The 15,515-nt window shown below is 69.4% G+C and carries 13 protein-coding genes and 1 tRNA gene; 9 read left to right on the top strand and 5 right to left on the bottom strand.

Features of this window, described 5'->3' with window-relative positions:
• Positions 1–296 precede the first annotated feature (296 nt).
• The 6 genes from GPJ59_RS22500 (at position 297) to GPJ59_RS22525 (ending at position 6,873) form a co-directional block, all read left to right on the top strand.
• Entirely contained in the window at positions 297–665 is a 369-nt protein-coding gene (locus GPJ59_RS22500; RefSeq protein WP_219669109.1) for a hypothetical protein, read from the top strand.
• 297 nt (positions 666–962) lie between these two features.
• A complete protein-coding gene (locus GPJ59_RS22505) occupies positions 963–2,201 on the top strand; it encodes a branched-chain amino acid ABC transporter substrate-binding protein (protein WP_219669110.1) in 1,239 nt (412 codons plus the stop codon).
• A 132-nt stretch (positions 2,202–2,333) separates the two neighbouring features.
• On the top strand, positions 2,334–3,263 hold the full coding sequence (locus GPJ59_RS22510) for a branched-chain amino acid ABC transporter permease (RefSeq protein WP_219669112.1): 930 nt from the start codon (positions 2,334–2,336) through the stop codon (positions 3,261–3,263).
• 5 nt (positions 3,264–3,268) lie between these two features.
• The gene (locus GPJ59_RS22515; protein WP_219669113.1) at positions 3,269–5,080 is read left to right on the top strand and encodes a branched-chain amino acid ABC transporter permease; all 1,812 of its coding nucleotides are present in this window, start codon (positions 3,269–3,271) and stop codon (positions 5,078–5,080) included.
• A 3-nt stretch (positions 5,081–5,083) separates the two neighbouring features.
• A complete protein-coding gene (locus GPJ59_RS22520) occupies positions 5,084–6,160 on the top strand; it encodes an ABC transporter ATP-binding protein (RefSeq protein ID WP_219669115.1) in 1,077 nt (358 codons plus the stop codon).
• Positions 6,157–6,873 (top strand): ABC transporter ATP-binding protein, encoded by a 717-nt coding sequence (locus GPJ59_RS22525; RefSeq protein ID WP_219669118.1) that lies wholly within the window; start codon positions 6,157–6,159, stop codon positions 6,871–6,873. Before GPJ59_RS22520 ends, GPJ59_RS22525 begins: the two co-directional genes overlap by 4 nt.
• Before the next feature lie 65 nt (positions 6,874–6,938).
• Here the strand turns inward: GPJ59_RS22525 and GPJ59_RS22530 are convergent, their stop codons facing one another.
• Entirely contained in the window at positions 6,939–7,592 is a 654-nt protein-coding gene (locus GPJ59_RS22530) for an ANTAR domain-containing response regulator (protein WP_219669120.1), read from the bottom strand.
• Positions 7,593–7,682: 90 nt separating this feature from the next.
• Between GPJ59_RS22530 and GPJ59_RS22535 the strand changes: the two genes are divergently transcribed.
• A tRNA-Leu gene (locus GPJ59_RS22535) sits at positions 7,683–7,765 on the top strand.
• A gap of 85 nt (positions 7,766–7,850) precedes the next feature.
• Complete coding sequence (locus tag GPJ59_RS22540; RefSeq protein WP_219669122.1) at positions 7,851–8,627, top strand: helix-turn-helix domain-containing protein; 777 nt, start codon at positions 7,851–7,853, stop codon at positions 8,625–8,627.
• Between the two features lie 31 nt (positions 8,628–8,658).
• Here GPJ59_RS22540 and pyk read toward each other — a convergent pair whose 3' ends face one another.
• Positions 8,659–10,086, bottom strand: a complete 1,428-nt coding sequence (gene pyk / locus GPJ59_RS22545) for a pyruvate kinase (protein WP_219669128.1) — start codon at positions 10,084–10,086, stop codon at positions 8,659–8,661.
• A gap of 156 nt (positions 10,087–10,242) precedes the next feature.
• A complete protein-coding gene (locus tag GPJ59_RS22550) occupies positions 10,243–10,953 on the bottom strand; it encodes an SIMPL domain-containing protein (protein ID WP_219669130.1) in 711 nt (236 codons plus the stop codon).
• Positions 10,954–11,092: 139 nt separating this feature from the next.
• Between GPJ59_RS22550 and GPJ59_RS22555 the strand changes: the two genes are divergently transcribed.
• On the top strand, positions 11,093–12,892 hold the full coding sequence (locus GPJ59_RS22555) for a bifunctional metallophosphatase/5'-nucleotidase (protein ID WP_219669132.1): 1,800 nt from the start codon (positions 11,093–11,095) through the stop codon (positions 12,890–12,892).
• A 20-nt stretch (positions 12,893–12,912) separates the two neighbouring features.
• Here the strand turns inward: GPJ59_RS22555 and GPJ59_RS22560 are convergent, their stop codons facing one another.
• Both GPJ59_RS22560 and GPJ59_RS22565 read right to left on the bottom strand, forming a co-directional pair.
• Entirely contained in the window at positions 12,913–14,343 is a 1,431-nt protein-coding gene (locus GPJ59_RS22560; protein WP_219669134.1) for a lysine N(6)-hydroxylase/L-ornithine N(5)-oxygenase family protein, read from the bottom strand.
• On the bottom strand, positions 14,340–15,515 hold a 1,176-nt coding region (locus GPJ59_RS22565; protein ID WP_219669136.1), incomplete at its 5' end, for a pyridoxal phosphate-dependent decarboxylase family protein. The genes GPJ59_RS22565 and GPJ59_RS22560, both read right to left, overlap by 4 nt.

A 15,515-nucleotide genomic window follows, 5' to 3' on the forward strand; every position in this document is an offset into this window, starting at 1 on the left:
CCGGACGCCGGCGGCGCGGGCGGCGCGGCGGCCCGGGCGCCTCGGGCGGGGCCGCCCCGGCGGGGCCCCCCCGGGCCCCCCCCCCCCGCCCCCCCCCCCCCCCCCCCCCCCCCCCCCCCCTCCTCGCCCGCCTCTCCCCCGTCCACCGCCGCCACACCCTGCCGCTCGCCGTCGCCGCCGCCACGGCCCTCGCGGTGGCCGGACACATCTGGACCCGGCCCGCACCCGCCCCGCCGCCGGAGCCGTTACCCCCCGCCGCGCCCTCCCAGCAGATCTCGCTGCGCTACGGCGAGCCGGTGACCGCGGCCGCCCCCGGGACCGCGTTCGCCTTCACCGTCCGTGTCCAGGCCTCCGCCGGCCCGCCCGTGACCGTGGAGGCCATCGGCCAGCCCTCCCGTGCGCTGAGCGTCACGATCCGGCCGACCCTGCCCGTCGCCGTGGCCGCCGGCGAGGCCCGCGAGGTGATCGTCGAGATTCGCGTGGCCGATTGTGTGCACATAGCACGGAATTCCGGACTCCCGTTTCTTGAGGTAACCCTCAGTAATGAACGCCAGAAAGAGGCGCACAGTTACATCCTCGGTGACCGGTATGCGGCGGATCTTTCCACCGCCCTGACCAGGGCGTGTCCCGTAGATCGAGACCGAGCGCAACCATCCCCGTCATGACCAAAACCCGCTACAGTCCTGGGCTGTCAGCACTGAAACATGCTGACACTCCTGCGCCGTCTCAGCATGCGGACACGACGAACCGTCCGGAATTGGCCCGTTCCACCCTCACAGTTCGCTATGTATTACGCCGTGGCATAACAAGAGCGTCACATCATTGGCCTGAGCCCTCCATATCCTCCAGTGCGCCGCCTAGAGTCACGGCCAGTCACCGCGACCCGATTCCTTTCGGTTCGGTCTCACGCGTTCGACTCGGCGCGTCCCGTGGGGGACGCCGTGCCTGGAAAGGACCTGATCGTGCGTCAACGTAAGCTCATTGCCGTGACCGCCGCGCTCGCCGCGGGAGCCCTCACGCTCACCGCCTGTGGATCGCGCGACGCCGGCAAGAACGCCGAGGGCGGCAGCGACGGCGGCGCCACGGTCGTCATCGCCGTCGACGCCCCGCTGACCGGAGACCTCTCCGCCCTCGGCCTCGGCATCCGCAACTCCGCCGAGCTCGCCGTCAAGCAGGCCAACGAGAAGAAGTACGTCAAGGGCGTCACCTTCAAGTTCGAGGCCCTCGACGACCAGGCCCAGGCCTCCTCCGGCCAGCAGAACGCCACCAAGCTCGTCGCCAACAAGGACGTCCTCGGTGTCGTCGGCCCCCTGAACTCCTCGGTCTCCGAGTCGATGCAGAAGGTCTTCGACGACGCCAAGCTGGCCCAGATCTCCCCGGCCAACACCAGCCCGTCGCTGACCCAGGGCCCCAAGTGGGCCGAGGGCCAGAAGGTCCGCACCTACAAGAGCTACTTCCGCACCGCGACCACGGACGCCATCCAGGGCCCCTTCGCCGCGCAGTACCTCTTCAACAAGGCGGGCAAGAAGAAGGTCTACATCATCGACGACAAGAAGACCTACGGCGCGGGCCTCGCCGGAACCTTCAAGGGCGAGTTCACCAAGCTCGGCGGCCAGGTCGCCGGCGAAGGCCACATCGACCCCGAGTCCAAGGACTTCTCGGCCATCGTCACCCAGGTCAAGAACTCCGGCGCCGACGCCGTCTACTACGGCGGCGAGTACCCGGCCGGCGGCCCCCTCAGCAAGCAGATCAAGGCGGCCGGCGCCAACATCCCGCTCGTCGGCGGTGACGGCCTCTTCGACAAGAAGTACGTCGAGCTGGCCGGCGGCGCCACCGCCGCCGGTGACCTCGCCACCTCCGTCGGCGCCCCCGTCGACAGCCTGCCGTCCGCCAAGGAGTTCATCGAGAACTACAAGAAGGCCGGCTTCAAGGACCCGTACGCGGCCTACGGCGGCTACTCCTACGACTCCGCGTGGGCGATCATCGAGGCCGTCAAGAAGGTCGTCGACGCCAACAACGGCAAGCTCCCCGACGGCGCCCGCGCCAAGGTCCTCGAGGCCGTCCAGGGCGTGTCCTTCGAGGGCGTGACCGGCAAGGTCTCCTTCGACGAGTTCGGTGACGCCACCAACAAGCAGCTCACCGTCTACAAGGTCGAGGGCGACGACTTCAAGTCCGTCGAGTCCGGCACCTACAGCGGCTGAACCACGACCAGCCACCGGCTGGCCGGCCCGCCGGCCAGCCGGACCCATCACTCCTGACACCTGCCGCGCGGGGCGCGTACCTCAAGCGCCCCGCGCGGTGTCACATCCGTCGAAAGACTCGGAGGACCTGCGGTGCACGAACTGCCGCAACAGCTGGTCAACGGCCTGCTACTGGGATCCATGTACGGGCTCGTCGCCATTGGCTACACAATGGTCTACGGCATCGTCCAGCTCATCAACTTCGCCCACGGCGAGATCTTCATGATCGGTGGGTTCGGCGGACTCAGCGTCTGGCTCATGCTCCCCGCGGGCACCAGCATGCTGATCGCCCTGCCCCTCATGATCATAGGCGCCATAGCCATCGCCACCCTCGTGGCCATCGGCGCCGAGCGGTTCGCGTACCGACCGCTGCGCAACGCACCCCGCCTCGCCCCCCTCATCACCGCCATCGGCCTCTCCCTGGCCCTCCAGCAGGCGGTGTGGGCCTGGTACCCCGACGCGAAGTCCTCCGTCGTCTTCCCCCAGCTCCCCGGCGGCCCCTTCACCCTCGGCAGCGTCACCATCCAGACCGGTGACGTCTTCCTCCTGCTCGCCGCCCCCGTCTCCATGGCGTTCCTCGGCTTCTTCGTCCAGAAGACCCGCACCGGCCGCGGCATGCAGGCCACCGCCCAGGACCCGGACACCGCCAAGCTCATGGGCATCAACACCGACCGCATCATCATGATCGCGTTCGCCCTCGGTGCCGCCTTCGCCGCCATCGGAGCCGTCGCCTACGGCCTCAAGTACGGCGAGGTCCAGTTCAAGATGGGCTTCCTCCTCGGCCTCAAGGCCTTCACCGCCGCCGTCCTCGGCGGCATCGGGAACATCTACGGCGCCATGATCGGCGGCCTGGTCCTCGGCCTCGCCGAGACCCTCACCACCGTCTACGTCGCCGACATCCCCGGCATGCAGCAGCTCGGCGGACAGTCCTGGGGCAACACCTGGGCGTTCGTCCTCCTCATCCTCGTGCTCCTCTTCCGGCCCCAGGGCCTGCTGGGGCAGCGCGTGGCGGACAGGGCGTGAGAACCATGACTACGACCACCACCGACATCGCGACCGAGCCCGCCACCGGCAACGGCCTCACCATCCCCGAGAAGGCCGCCCGCGCGCTGGCCACCGGCGGCGGCGCCCTCACCGTCGTCTCCTGCTTCCTCGCCTGGACCTGGACCGCCGCCTTCCCCGGCAACCTCACCGTCTACGGCTACCCCGGCGGCCTCCAGTGGCTCGTCCTCGTCAGCGGCGCCCTCACCACCCTCTTCGGCCTCTCCTCCTACGGGATCAAGGGCCTCAAGTGGCTCACCCCCGGCGGAGCCGACGCGGCCGTCAAGCTCGCCGCCCTCGCCACCCTGTGGACCACGCTCTACACCGTCTGGGCCATCTCCGACACCCTCGGCGGCATCGTCAACCTCGAACCCGGCGGCTTCGTCGCCCTGGTCGCCGCCGTCGTCACCTACCTCGGCGCCCGCTCCCTGCCCTTCGTCCGCCCGGTCCTCGACCCGGCGGACCCCGAGGACACCACCTGGGAGCAGTACAAGCACCAGGGCCGCAACCTGCGCGAGATCGTCAAGGCCGCCTACGCCGCCAAGGCCCCCGCGCCCGCCAAGCCGCTGCCGGCCTGGTCCGAGATCCTGATCATCGCCGCCGTCCTCGGCCTCGCCCTCGGCATCTTCACGTACGGCATCACCACCCCGTACCAGGAACTCTTCATCGGCTTCCTGTTCACCGCGGGCTTCGGATTCGCCGCCCTCAACAAGGCCGGCCTCGTCGCCCGCTTCACCGCCCTCGCCAACCGCCACCGCAACGTCGCCCTCGTCGGCGCCTTCGTCGCGGCCGCGGCCTTCCCGCTCACCCAGACCGACGACCAGTACGCGACCCTCGGCGTCAACATCCTCATCTTCGCCACCGTCGCCCTGGGCCTGAACATCGTCGTCGGCCTCACCGGCCTCCTCGACCTCGGCTACGTCGCCTTCCTCGGCGTCGGCGCCTACACCGCGGCCCTGGTCTCCGGCTCCCCGAACTCCCCGTTCGGCGTACACCTGCCCTTCTGGGCCGCGCTCCTCCTCGGTGCCCTCGCCTCCATGGTCTTCGGCGTCCTCATCGGCGCCCCCACCCTCCGCCTGCGCGGCGACTACCTGGCGATCGTCACCCTCGGCTTCGGAGAGATCTTCCGGATCTCGATGAACAACATGGACGGCACCTCCGGCCCCGACATCACCAACGGCCCCAACGGCGTCGCCGGCATCCCGAACGTCAACCTCTTCGGATTCGACTTCGGCGCCGCCCACACCATCGCGGGCTTCACCGTCGGCCGCTTCGCCAACTACTTCCTGCTGATGCTGGCCATCACCCTGATCGTCGTTCTGGTCTTCCGCCGCAGCGCGGAATCCCGTATCGGACGCGCCTGGGTCGCCATCCGCGAGGACGAGACCGCCGCCGAAGCCATGGGCATCAACGGCTTCCGCGTCAAGCTCATCGCCTTCGCCCTCGGCGCCACCCTCGCCGGACTCGCCGGCGCCGTCCAGGCCCACGTCAACTACACGGTCACCCCCGACCAGTACGTGTTCGCCAACGCCGTCCCGCCGAACTCCGCCTTCCTGCTCGCCGCGGTCGTCCTCGGCGGCATGGGCACCATCTCCGGCCCCCTCGTCGGCGGCGCACTGCTCTTCCTCATCCCGAACAAGATGCAGTTCCTCGGCGACTACCAGCTCCTCGCCTTCGGCGTCGCACTCATCGTCCTGATGCGCCTGCGCCCCGAGGGCATCATCCCCAACCGGCGCAACCAGCTCGAACTCCACGGAGACCTGGAAGCTCCCACAGTCCTCAGCAAGGCAGGGGCCTGACCCATGACGACCACCACCACCGCCATCGAGGCGGAGACCGTCCTGGACGCTCGTGGCGTCACCATGCGGTTCGGCGGCCTCACCGCCGTCAAGAACGTCGACCTCACCGTCAAGAGCGGCGAGATCGTCGGTCTCATCGGCCCCAACGGCGCCGGCAAGACCACCTTCTTCAACTGCCTCACCGGCCTCTACATCCCCACCGAGGGCGAGGTCCGCTACAAGGGCACCGTTCTGCCGCCCAAGTCCTTCAAGGTCACCGCGGCCGGCATCGCCCGCACCTTCCAGAACATCCGTCTCTTCAGCAACATGACGGTCCTGGAGAACGTCCTCGTCGGACGCCACACCCGCACCAAGGAAGGCCTCTGGTCCGCCCTCCTCCGGCTCCCCGGCTTCCACAAGGAAGAAGCCGCCAGCCGCGAGAAGGCCATGGAGCTGCTGGAGTTCATCGGCCTCGCCCACAAGGCCGAGCACCTCGCCCGCAACCTCCCCTACGGTGAGCAGCGCAAGCTGGAGATCGCCCGCGCCCTCGCCAGCGACCCGGGCCTGATCCTCCTGGACGAGCCCACCGCCGGCATGAACCCGCAGGAGACCCGGGCCGCCGAAGAGCTGATCTTCGCCATCCGGGACAAGGGCATCGCCGTCCTCGTCATCGAGCACGACATGCGCTTCATCTTCAACCTCTGCGACCGCGTCGCCTGCCTCGTACAGGGCGAGAAGCTCATCGAAGGCACCGCCGGCGAGGTCCAGAGCGACGAGCGTGTCGTCGCCGCGTACCTCGGCGAGCCCTTCGAAGGAGCCCCCGGCGCCGAGGAGGCCGCAGAGGTCGAGGCCGCCGAGGCCCACGCCGAGGCGGCCGTCGTAGAGGCCGTCGAGGAAGCCTTCGAGGAGGCGATCGAAGAGGCCGCCGAGGAAGCCGCTGAGGAGGCCGCTGAGCAAGCCGCCGACGAGGAGGCCGCTGAGGAAGCCGCCGAGGACACCGCCGAAACCGCCGCCACCACCACCGAGCCGGAAACCCCGGCCGACACCCCGGCGGACACCGAGGCGGACAGCACCACCAGCACGGACGGAGAAGCCAAGTGACCGCACTCCTGGAGGTCGAGGACCTCCGCGTCGCCTACGGCAAGATCGAGGCCGTCAAGGGCATCTCCTTCACCGTCGAGGCCGGCCAGATCGTCACCCTGATCGGCACCAACGGCGCCGGCAAGACCACCACCCTGCGCACCCTCTCCGGGCTCATCAAGCCCAAGGGCGGCCAGATCAAGTTCCAGGGCAAGTCCCTGAAGAAGGTCCCCGCCCACAACATCGTCACGCTGGGACTCGCCCACTCCCCCGAGGGGCGGCACATCTTCCCCCGCATGACGATCGAGGACAACCTCCTCCTCGGCGCCTTCCTCCGCAAGGACAAGGACGGCATCGCCAAGGACGTCCAGCGCGCCTACGACCTCTTCCCCATCCTGGGCGAACGTCGCAAGCAGGCCGCCGGCACCCTCTCCGGCGGCGAGCAGCAGATGCTGGCCATGGGCCGCGCGCTCATGTCCCAGCCCAAGCTGCTGATGCTGGACGAGCCCTCGATGGGCCTCTCCCCGCTCATGATGCAGAAGATCATGGCGACCATCGCCGAGCTCAAGGCGTCCGGCACCACGATCCTGCTGGTCGAGCAGAACGCCCAGGCCGCGCTCTCCCTGGCCGACCAGGGCCACGTCATGGAGATCGGCAAGATCGTCCTGTCCGGCCCGGGCCGCGAACTCCTCGTCAACGAGGACGTCCGCAAGGCCTACCTCGGCGAGGACTGATCACGAAAACGCACGGGGCCCGCCTCCCTCGGGGGAGGCGGGCCCCGTCGCGTCGGGGTCCGCTACTACTTCGCGGCGTTCTTCTTCTCCTCGGCGTCCTCGATGACCGCCTCGGCGACCTGCTGCATCGACATCCGCCGGTCCATCGACGTCTTCTGGATCCACCGGAACGCCGCCGGCTCGCTCAGCCCGTACTGCGTCTGCAGGATGCTCTTCGCCCGGTCCACCAGCTTGCGCGTCTCCAGCCGCTGCGAGAGGTCCGCGACCTCCTTCTCCAGCGCCCTCAGCTCCGCGAAGCGCGACACCGCCATCTCGATCGCCGGCACGACGTCGCTCTTGCTGAACGGCTTCACCAGGTACGCCATGGCACCCGCGTCCCGGGCCCGCTCGACCAGGTCGCGCTGCGAGAACGCGGTCAGCATCAGCACGGGCGCGATGGACTCCTCCGCGATCTTCTCCGCGGCGGAGATCCCGTCCAAGACGGGCATCTTCACGTCAAGAATCACCAGATCGGGCCGGTGCTCCCGAGCCAGCTCCACGGCCGTCTGCCCGTCCCCGGCCTCCCCGACGACGGAGTAGCCCTCCTCCTCCAGCATCTCCTTGAGATCAAGCCGGATGAGCGCCTCGTCCTCGGCGATGACGACGCGCGTCGTCAGCGGCGGAACATGCGACTGGTCGGCGTCGACGGGCGTGGGCGACGACTCGTGCTCGGCGGTCACGGATGGCTCCTCGTTCAGGGCGGTACTGCTGCCAAGAGCCTACCTAGCAGCGGCATCGCACACGTACCCGGTACACTCCGACATGACCCTGCCGGGTTGGCGGAATGGCAGACGCTGATGCCTCAAAAGCATTTGTCCGAAAGGGCGTGCGGGTTCGAATCCCGCACCCGGCACCTGTCCGAAAAGCGGACGTTCACCTTCGCGTGAATGTTCGCTTTTCTGCATTCTGAGACGGTTCCGTGCACTCAGAGTGATCGCATGCACCTGCACACACTCGAAGTGCGGCAGACCGCACTCTCACTCCTCCGTTCCGGCGTCAAGAACGCGGAGGTCGCCCGACGACTGGACGTGCCCGTCGGCACCATCGGGTACTGGAAGCACCTGGACCGCGCCAAACGCGGCGAGTGTCCGGGCCGCGGCGTCCGGGACTGCTCTCGCTGCCATGACGTCCCTCTGGACCGCGCCGCCTACGCGTACCTCCTGGGGCTCTATCTGGGCGACGGCCACATCAGCAAGTACTCCGGCCACAGGACCTACAGCCTCATGATCACGTTGGACGACAACTGGCCGGGCATCCAGGACGAGGCGGAAGCTGCGCTGAGAAAGGTATTCCCGGAGCACGCGACCTGCCGGGTCCGCGTGAAGGGCGCCCACAACATCAAGGTGTATTCGAACCATTTGCCGTGCCTGTTCCCCCAGCACGGACCCGGGAGGAAGCACGAGCGGCTCATAGCCCTCGAACCGTGGCAGCAGGAGATCATCGATCTGCACCCCTGGCCGTTCGTCCGAGGCTTGATCCACTCGGACGGGTGCCGGATCACGAACTGGACCGTCCGCAACGGCAAGCGCTACGAGTACCCGCGGTACTGGTTCACGAACGTCTCGGACGACATCCGGAAGCTGCTCACGGACACCCTCGACCAACTCGGGGTCGCATGGACGAACTGCACCCGGCACGGGAAGCCGTACAACGTGTCCGTCGCCCGCAAAGCCTCCGTCGCGCTCATGGACGCCCACGTCGGCCCCAAGTACTGACCTCGGGGCCGGTGCGGAAGCCGGGTGGTGGTCAGTTGTCCGGGTCGCCGATGTGGTGGACGCGGACGAGGTTCGTGGAGCCGGGGACGCCGGGCGGGGAGCCGGCGGTGATGACCACGGTGTCGCCGGGGGTGCAGCGGCCGATGCGCAGGAGTTCTTCGTCGACCTGGGCGACCATCGCGTCGGTGGAGTCGACGTGGGGGCCGAGGAAGGTTTCGACGCCCCAGGTGAGGTTGAGCTGGGAGCGGGTGGCGGGGTCGGGGGTGAAGGCGAGGAGGGGGATGGGTGAGCGGTAGCGGGAGAGGCGGCGGACGGTGTCGCCGGACTGGGTGAAGGCGACGAGGAATTTGGCGCCGAGGAAGTCGCCCATTTCGGCGGCTGCGCGGGCGACGGCGCCGCCTTGGGTGCGGGGTTTGTTGCGTTCGGTGAGCGGGGGCAGGCCTTGGGTGAGGAGGTCTTCTTCGGCGGCTTCGACGATGCGGGACATCGTGCGGACGGTTTCGACGGGGTATTTTCCGACGCTGGTCTCGCCGGAGAGCATGACGGCGTCGGTGCCGTCGATGACGGCGTTGGCCACGTCGCTGGCTTCGGCGCGGGTGGGGCGGGAGTTGTCGATCATCGAGTCGAGCATCTGGGTGGCGACGATGACGGGTTTGGCGTTGCGCTTGGCGAGTTTGATGGCGCGCTTCTGGACGATGGGGACCTGTTCGAGGGGCATTTCGACGCCGAGGTCGCCGCGGGCGACCATGATGCCGTCGAAGGCGGCGACGATCTCGTCGATGTTGTCGACGGCCTGGGGCTTTTCGATCTTGGCGATGACGGGGAGGCGGATGCCTTCCTCGTCCATGATGCGGTGGACGTCGTCGATGTCGCGGCCGCTGCGGACGAAGGAGAGGGCGATGACGTCGGCGCCGGTTCGCAGGGCCCAGCGGAGGTCGTCGATGTCCTTGTCGGAGAGGGCGGGGACGGAGACGGCGACGCCGGGGAGGTTGAGTCCCTTGTGGTCGGAGATCAGGCCGCCTTCGATGACGTGGGTGTGGACGCGGGGGCCGTCGACGGCGGTGACCTGGAGGGTGACGCGGCCGTCGTCGACGAGGATGCGTTCGCCGGTGGTGACGTCGGTGGCGAGGCCTTTGTAGGTGGTGCCGCAGGTGTTGCGGTCGCCGTGGGTGTCTTCGACGGTGATGGTGAAGGTGTCTCCGCGTTCAAGGAGTACGGGTCCTTCGCGGAAGCGGCCGAGGCGGATCTTCGGGCCTTGAAGGTCGGCGAGGATGCCGACGCTGCGGCCGGTCTCTTCGGAGGCCTTGCGTACGCGCTGGTAGCGCTCCTCGTGTTCGGCGTAGGTGCCGTGGCTGAGGTTGAAGCGGGCGACGTCCATTCCGGCTTCTACCAGGGCTTTGATCCGGTCGTAGGAGTCGGTTGCGGGGCCCAGGGTACATACGATTTTCGCTCGGCGCATGGGGGGAGCGTATGCCCTACCGAGCGGTAGGGAGTGTGGTCCTGGTGTCTGCTCAACAACCGTTGGGCAAAAGGTTGTTGACAATTGTTGAATGGGCGCGGGGGTGCTCCGATGAGCACCCCCGCGGTGGTTCCGGGGGCTCTGGCCGGGGTCCGGTCAGAGGGCCGGCGGGGTCATGGTGAAGCGGGCGTTGACCTGGGCGAGGACGGTCTGGCGTTCGGGTTCGAGGTCGAGGGCCGGGGCGGTGGTCTCTTCTGCGCCGGCGAAGGCCATGGTGCGCATGCCGGCTCCGCCGGGGCGGCCGTAGGGGGTGGCGTTCTCGGCTCCGACGTCGGCGAGTTCGACGAGGGCGGCGAGGTCGGCGCCGAGGGCGGTGGCGTATTCGCGGGCGCGTTGGACGGCTTCGAGGACGGCTTGTTTGCGTGCTTCGCCGTGGGCGGGTGAGGTGGGGCGCAGGGCCCACCAGGGGCCGTCGACGCTGGTGAGTTCGTGGTCGGCGAGGCGGGTGGTGAGTTCGCCGAGGGCGGTGAAGTCGCCGAGTTCGGCGGTGATGCGGACGCGGCCGTGGTAGGCGCGGACGCGTTCGGTGCGGCCGTGGCGGGTGAGTTCGGGGGTGATGGAGAAGGCGCCGGTTTCGAGTTTTTCGACGGCGTCGCCGTAGCTCTTGACGAGGTCGAGGACGGCGGTGTTGCGGCGGGTGAGGTCTTCGAGGGCGGTGCGGCGGTCGGTGCCGCGGGCGCTGACGGTGATGTGGATGCGGGCGATCTCGGGGTCGACTTCGAGGCGGGCTTCGCCGCGGACGGCGACGCGGGGGACGTCGGGTGTGCCGTAGGGCTGGGGCGGCTGGGGCGCTGCGTCTGAGGTCATGGTTTCACTGTCGCACTGTCATGTGTGCGGGGTGGTCACCGGATCGAAACCTGGCCGGGGTGTTGTGGCTGGTTAGCGGTGGGTCAGAATCTACGCGCGTTGTCTGCAATTCACTGCACGCCTCACTAGGGGAGATGGCATGGCGTTCGACCGTAGGACGTTTTTGGGAACCACGGCCGCCACGGGTGCGGCCGTGGCGTTGGCGGGGGCCGCGGGTGCTCCGGCCGCTGCGGCGGCGGGTGGGTCTGCCGGGCCGCGGACGTATGCGTTCACGGTGATGGGGACGACCGATCTGCACGGGAATGTCTTCAACTGGGACTATTTCACGGACAAGGAGTTCGACGACAAGGCGCACAACGACGTGGGGCTCGCAAAGATCTCCACGCTGGTGAAGCAGGTGCGCGAGGAGAAGGGGCGGTGCAACACGCTGCTCATCGATGCGGGTGACACCATTCAGGGCACCCAGTTGTCGTACTACTACGCGAAGGTGGACCCGATCACGGCGCGCCGGGGTCCGGTGCATCCGATGGCGCAGGCGATGAACGCGATCGGCTATGACGCGGCGGCGCTGGGGAACCACGAGTTCAACTACGGCATTCCGGTGCTGCGGAAGTTCGAGGAGCAGTGCGACTTCCCGCTGCTGGGGGCGAACGCGCTGGATGCGCGGACGCTGCGGCCGGCGTTCCCGCCGTACAGCATGCACCGGCTGCGTACGCCGCACGGCCGGGATGTGAAGGTGGCGGTGCTGGGTCTGACGAATCCGGGGATCGCGATCTGGGACAAGGCGAACGTGCAGGGGAAGATGACGTTCCCGGGTCTGGAGGAGCAGGCGGCGAAGTATGTGCCGCGGCTGCGGTCGATGGGTGCGGACGTGGTGATCGTCTCGGCGCACTCGGGGTCGAGCGGTACGTCGTCGTACGGTGACCAGCTGCCGTACATCGAGAATGCCGCGGGTCTGGTGGCGGAGCAGGTGCCGGGGATCGACGCGATCCTGGTGGGCCACGCGCACACGGAGATCCCGGAGTACCGGGTGAGGAACAGGGCGACCGGCAAGGACGTGGTGCTGTCGGAGCCGTTGAAGTGGGGGCAGCGGCTGACGCTGTTCGACTTCGAGCTGGTGTGGGAGCGGGGCCGCTGGTCGGTGGCGAAGGTGTCGGCGAAGGTGCTGAACTCCAACACGGTCGCGGAGGACCCGGGGATCGTGCGGCTGCTTCAGGACGAGCACAAGAAGGTCGTGGCGTACGTCAACCAGGTGATCGGTACGTCGACGCAGGCGATGTCGTCGGCGGAGGGCCCGGTCAAGGACGTGGCGGTGATCGATCTGATCAACCACGTGCAGGCGGAGACGGTGCGGGCGGCGCTGGCGGGTTCGGAGTGGGCGGCGCTGCCGGTGCTGTCGCAGGCGTCGTGCTTCTCGCGTACGGCGGCGATCCCGGCCGGGCAGGTGACGATCCGGGACGCGGCGGGGCTGTACCCGTTCGAGAACACGCTGGAGGCGCGTCTGGTGACGGGTGCGCAGCTGAAGGACTATCTGGAGTACTCGGCGCGGTACTTCGTGCAGACCGCGCCGGGTGCTCCGGTGGATCCGGCGAAGCTGACGAACGCCGAGAGCATTCCGGACTACAACTACGACGCCGTGTACGGGCTGTCCTACGACATCGACATCGCGCAGCCGAAGGGGTCGCGGATCACGGGGTTGTCGTTCCAGGGCAAGCCGGTGGACCCGGCGGCGCAGTTCGTGCTGGCGGTGAACAATTACCGGGCGTCGGGTGGCGGGGCGTTCCCGCACGTGCCGCAGGCCAGGCAGCTGTGGGCGAACTCGGACGAGATCCGCAACACCATCATCCAGTGGGTGAAGGCGAAGGGGACGCTGGATCCGGCGCAGTTCGCGTCGGTGGACTGGCGGCTGACGCGGGCGGGTGTGCCGGTCTTCGCCTGAGCTGTTTTCGCCTGAGCTGTTCAGGTGTGATCGACGAGCGGGAGCAGTTCTCCGGGGGTGTGTGCCGGGGGCTGCTCCCGCTGTTCGAGGCCGAAGGTGGTGAAGGCGCAGCGGGTGGGCTGGGGGTAGTGCTCCTTGCCGGTGAGGGTGGCCAGGATGGAGGCGCTGCGCCAGGCGGCGAGGCCGAGGTCGGGGGCGCCGATGCCGTGGGTGTGGCGTTCGCCGTTCTGGACGAAGACGGTGCCGGTGACGGCGGGGTCGAGGACCATGCGGTGCCGGTCGTCGATGCGGGGGCGGCCGGAGGAGTCCTTGCGCAGGTAGGGGTCGAGTCCGGCGAGGAGGCGGCTGAGGGGTCGTTCCTTGTAGCCGGTGGCGAGGACGACGGCGTCGGTGGTGAGCCGGGAGCGGGTGCCTTGTTGTACGTGTTCCAGGTGGAGTTCGACCTTGGTGGTGGCGACGCGGCCGGCGGTGCGGACGGTGACGCCGGGGGTGAGGACGGTGTCGGGCCATCCGCCGTCGAGGGTGCGGCGGTAGAGCTCGTCGTGGATGGCGGCGATGGTGGCGGCGTCGATGCCTTTGTGGAGTTGCCACTGGGCGGGGACGAGCTTGTCGCGGACGGGTTCGGGCAGGGCGTGGAAGTAGCGGGTGTAGTCGGGGGTGAAGTGTTCCAGGCCGAGCTTGGAGTACTCCATGGGGGCGAAGGAGGGGGTGCGGGCGAGCCAGGTGAGGCGTTCGCGGCCGGCGGGGCGCGCGCGTAGGAGGTCGAGGAAGACTTCGGCGCCGGACTGGCCGGCTCCGATGACGGTGACGTGGTCGGCAGCGTGGATGCGGGCGCGGTGGTCGAGGTAGTCGGCGGAGTGGACGACGGGGACGGTGGGGGCGTCGACGAGGGGGCGTAGGGGTTCGGGGACGTGGGGGCCGGTGCCGATGCCGAGGACGAGGTGGCGGGTGTGGGTGCGGCCGAGGGCTTCGGCGTCGCCGTCGGGGTCGAGCCGGGTGAAGTCGACTTCGAAGAGGTCGCGTTCGGGGTTCCAGCGGACGGCGTCGACGTGGTGGCCGAAGTGCAGGCCGGGCAGGCGTTCGGCGACCCAGCGGCAGTAGGCGTCGTATTCGGCGCGGTGGATGTGGAACCGCTCGGCGAAGTAGAAGGGGTAGAGCCGTTCCTTGTGCTTGAGGTAGTTGAGGAAGGTCCAGGGGCTGGTGGGGTCGGCGAAGGTGACGAGGTCGGCGAGGAAGGGGACCTGGAGGGTGGCTCCGTCGATGAGGAGTCCGGGGTGCCAGCGGAAGTCGCGGCGCTGGTCGTAGAAGGCGGTGGCGAGGCCGGTGGGGGCGAGGCCGGCGCCGGCTGTTCCTGTGCTGCCGAGGCCGTGGGCGAGGGCGGCGAGGGAGAGGTTGAAGGGGCCGATGCCGATTCCGACGAGGTCGTGGGGGGCGTCGGGCTGGGCGGTCATGGGTGGATGCTGCCTTCCAGGAGGGTCACGAGGGCGTCCAGGTCTGCCGGCGTGGTGTGGGGGTTGAGGAGGGTGGCTTTGAGCCAGAGGCGGCCGTCGGCGGTGGCGCGGCCGAGGACGGCGCGGCCGTCCTTCAGGAGGGTGCGGCGCAGGGCGGCGAGGTCGTCGTCGCGGGCGCCGAGGGGCCGGAAGAGGACGGTGGTCAGGGTGGGGGCCGCGTGGAGTTCGAAGCGGGGGTGGGCTTCGAGGAGTCCGGCGAGGTGCTGGGCGGCCCGGCAGGTGCGGTCGATGAGGTCGGCGATTCCGTCGCGGCCGAGGGCCCGGAGGGTGACGGCGATCTTGAACGCGTCGGGGCGGCGGGTGGTGCGCAGGGAGCGGCCGAGGAGGTCGGGCAGGCCGGCGTCGGTGTCGTCGGCGGCGTTGAGGTAGTCGGCGGTGTGGCCCAGTGGGGCGAGGTCGGTGGCGTCGGGGACGGCGAGGAGTCCGGCGGCGACGGGCTGCCAGCCGAGTTTGTGCAGGTCGACGGTGACGGTGCGGGCCCGGTCGAGGCCGTGCAGCAGGGCGCGGTGGCGCGGGCTGAGCGCGAGGAGGCCGCCGTACGCGGCGTCGACGTGGAGGTCGGCGCCGTGGCGGGCGCAGACGTCGGCGAGGGCGTCGAGGGGGTCGACGAGGCCGGCGTCGGTGGTGCCGGCGGTGGCGGTGACGAGGGTGGGGCCGGGGGTGCGGGCGAGGGCCTCGTCGAGGGTGGCGGGGTGGAGGGTGCCGGTGGGGGTGGGCAGGGAGCGGGCCGGGGGGAGGCCGAGGAGCCAGGCTGCGCGGGGCACGGAGTGGTGGGCGTTCGCGCCGTGCAGGACGGTCAGGGCGGGGCCGTGGCGTTCGCGGGCGAGGAGGAGGGCGAGCTGGTTGGCTTCGGTGCCGCCGGTGGTGACGAGGGCGTCGGGGGCGGGGCCGTACGGGTAGAGCTCGGCGGCGAGGGTGCGGGTGAGGGCGGCTTCGATCTCGGAGGCGGCGGGGGCCTGGTCCCAGGAGTCGAGGGAGGGGTTGAGGGCGCTCACGGCGAGGTCGGCGGCCGCGGCGACGGCCAGCGGCGGGCCGTGCAGGTGGGCGGCGCACCGCGGGTCGGCGGGGTCGGCGGCGCCGGCGGCGAGGGTGCGGACGAGGGTGTGCAGGGC

Source organism: Streptomyces bambusae, assembly GCF_019400985.1.
In the GTDB taxonomy this organism is placed as follows: domain Bacteria; phylum Actinomycetota; class Actinomycetes; order Streptomycetales; family Streptomycetaceae; genus Streptomyces; species Streptomyces bambusae_A.

Coding starts and splice junctions, on each gene's coding strand:
- GPJ59_RS22540 (WP_219669122.1), top strand. CDS start 7,851: ATGCACCTGCACACACTCGAAGTGCGGCAGACCGCACTCTCACTCCTC.
- GPJ59_RS22560 (WP_219669134.1), bottom strand. CDS start 14,343: ATGACCGCCCAGCCCGACGCCCCCCACGACCTCGTCGGAATCGGCATC.
- GPJ59_RS22550 (WP_219669130.1), bottom strand. CDS start 10,953: ATGACCTCAGACGCAGCGCCCCAGCCGCCCCAGCCCTACGGCACACCC.
- pyk (WP_219669128.1), bottom strand. CDS start 10,086: ATGCGCCGAGCGAAAATCGTATGTACCCTGGGCCCCGCAACCGACTCC.
- GPJ59_RS22520 (WP_219669115.1), top strand. CDS start 5,084: ATGACGACCACCACCACCGCCATCGAGGCGGAGACCGTCCTGGACGCT.
- GPJ59_RS22555 (WP_219669132.1), top strand. CDS start 11,093: ATGGCGTTCGACCGTAGGACGTTTTTGGGAACCACGGCCGCCACGGGT.
- GPJ59_RS22515 (WP_219669113.1), top strand. CDS start 3,269: ATGACTACGACCACCACCGACATCGCGACCGAGCCCGCCACCGGCAAC.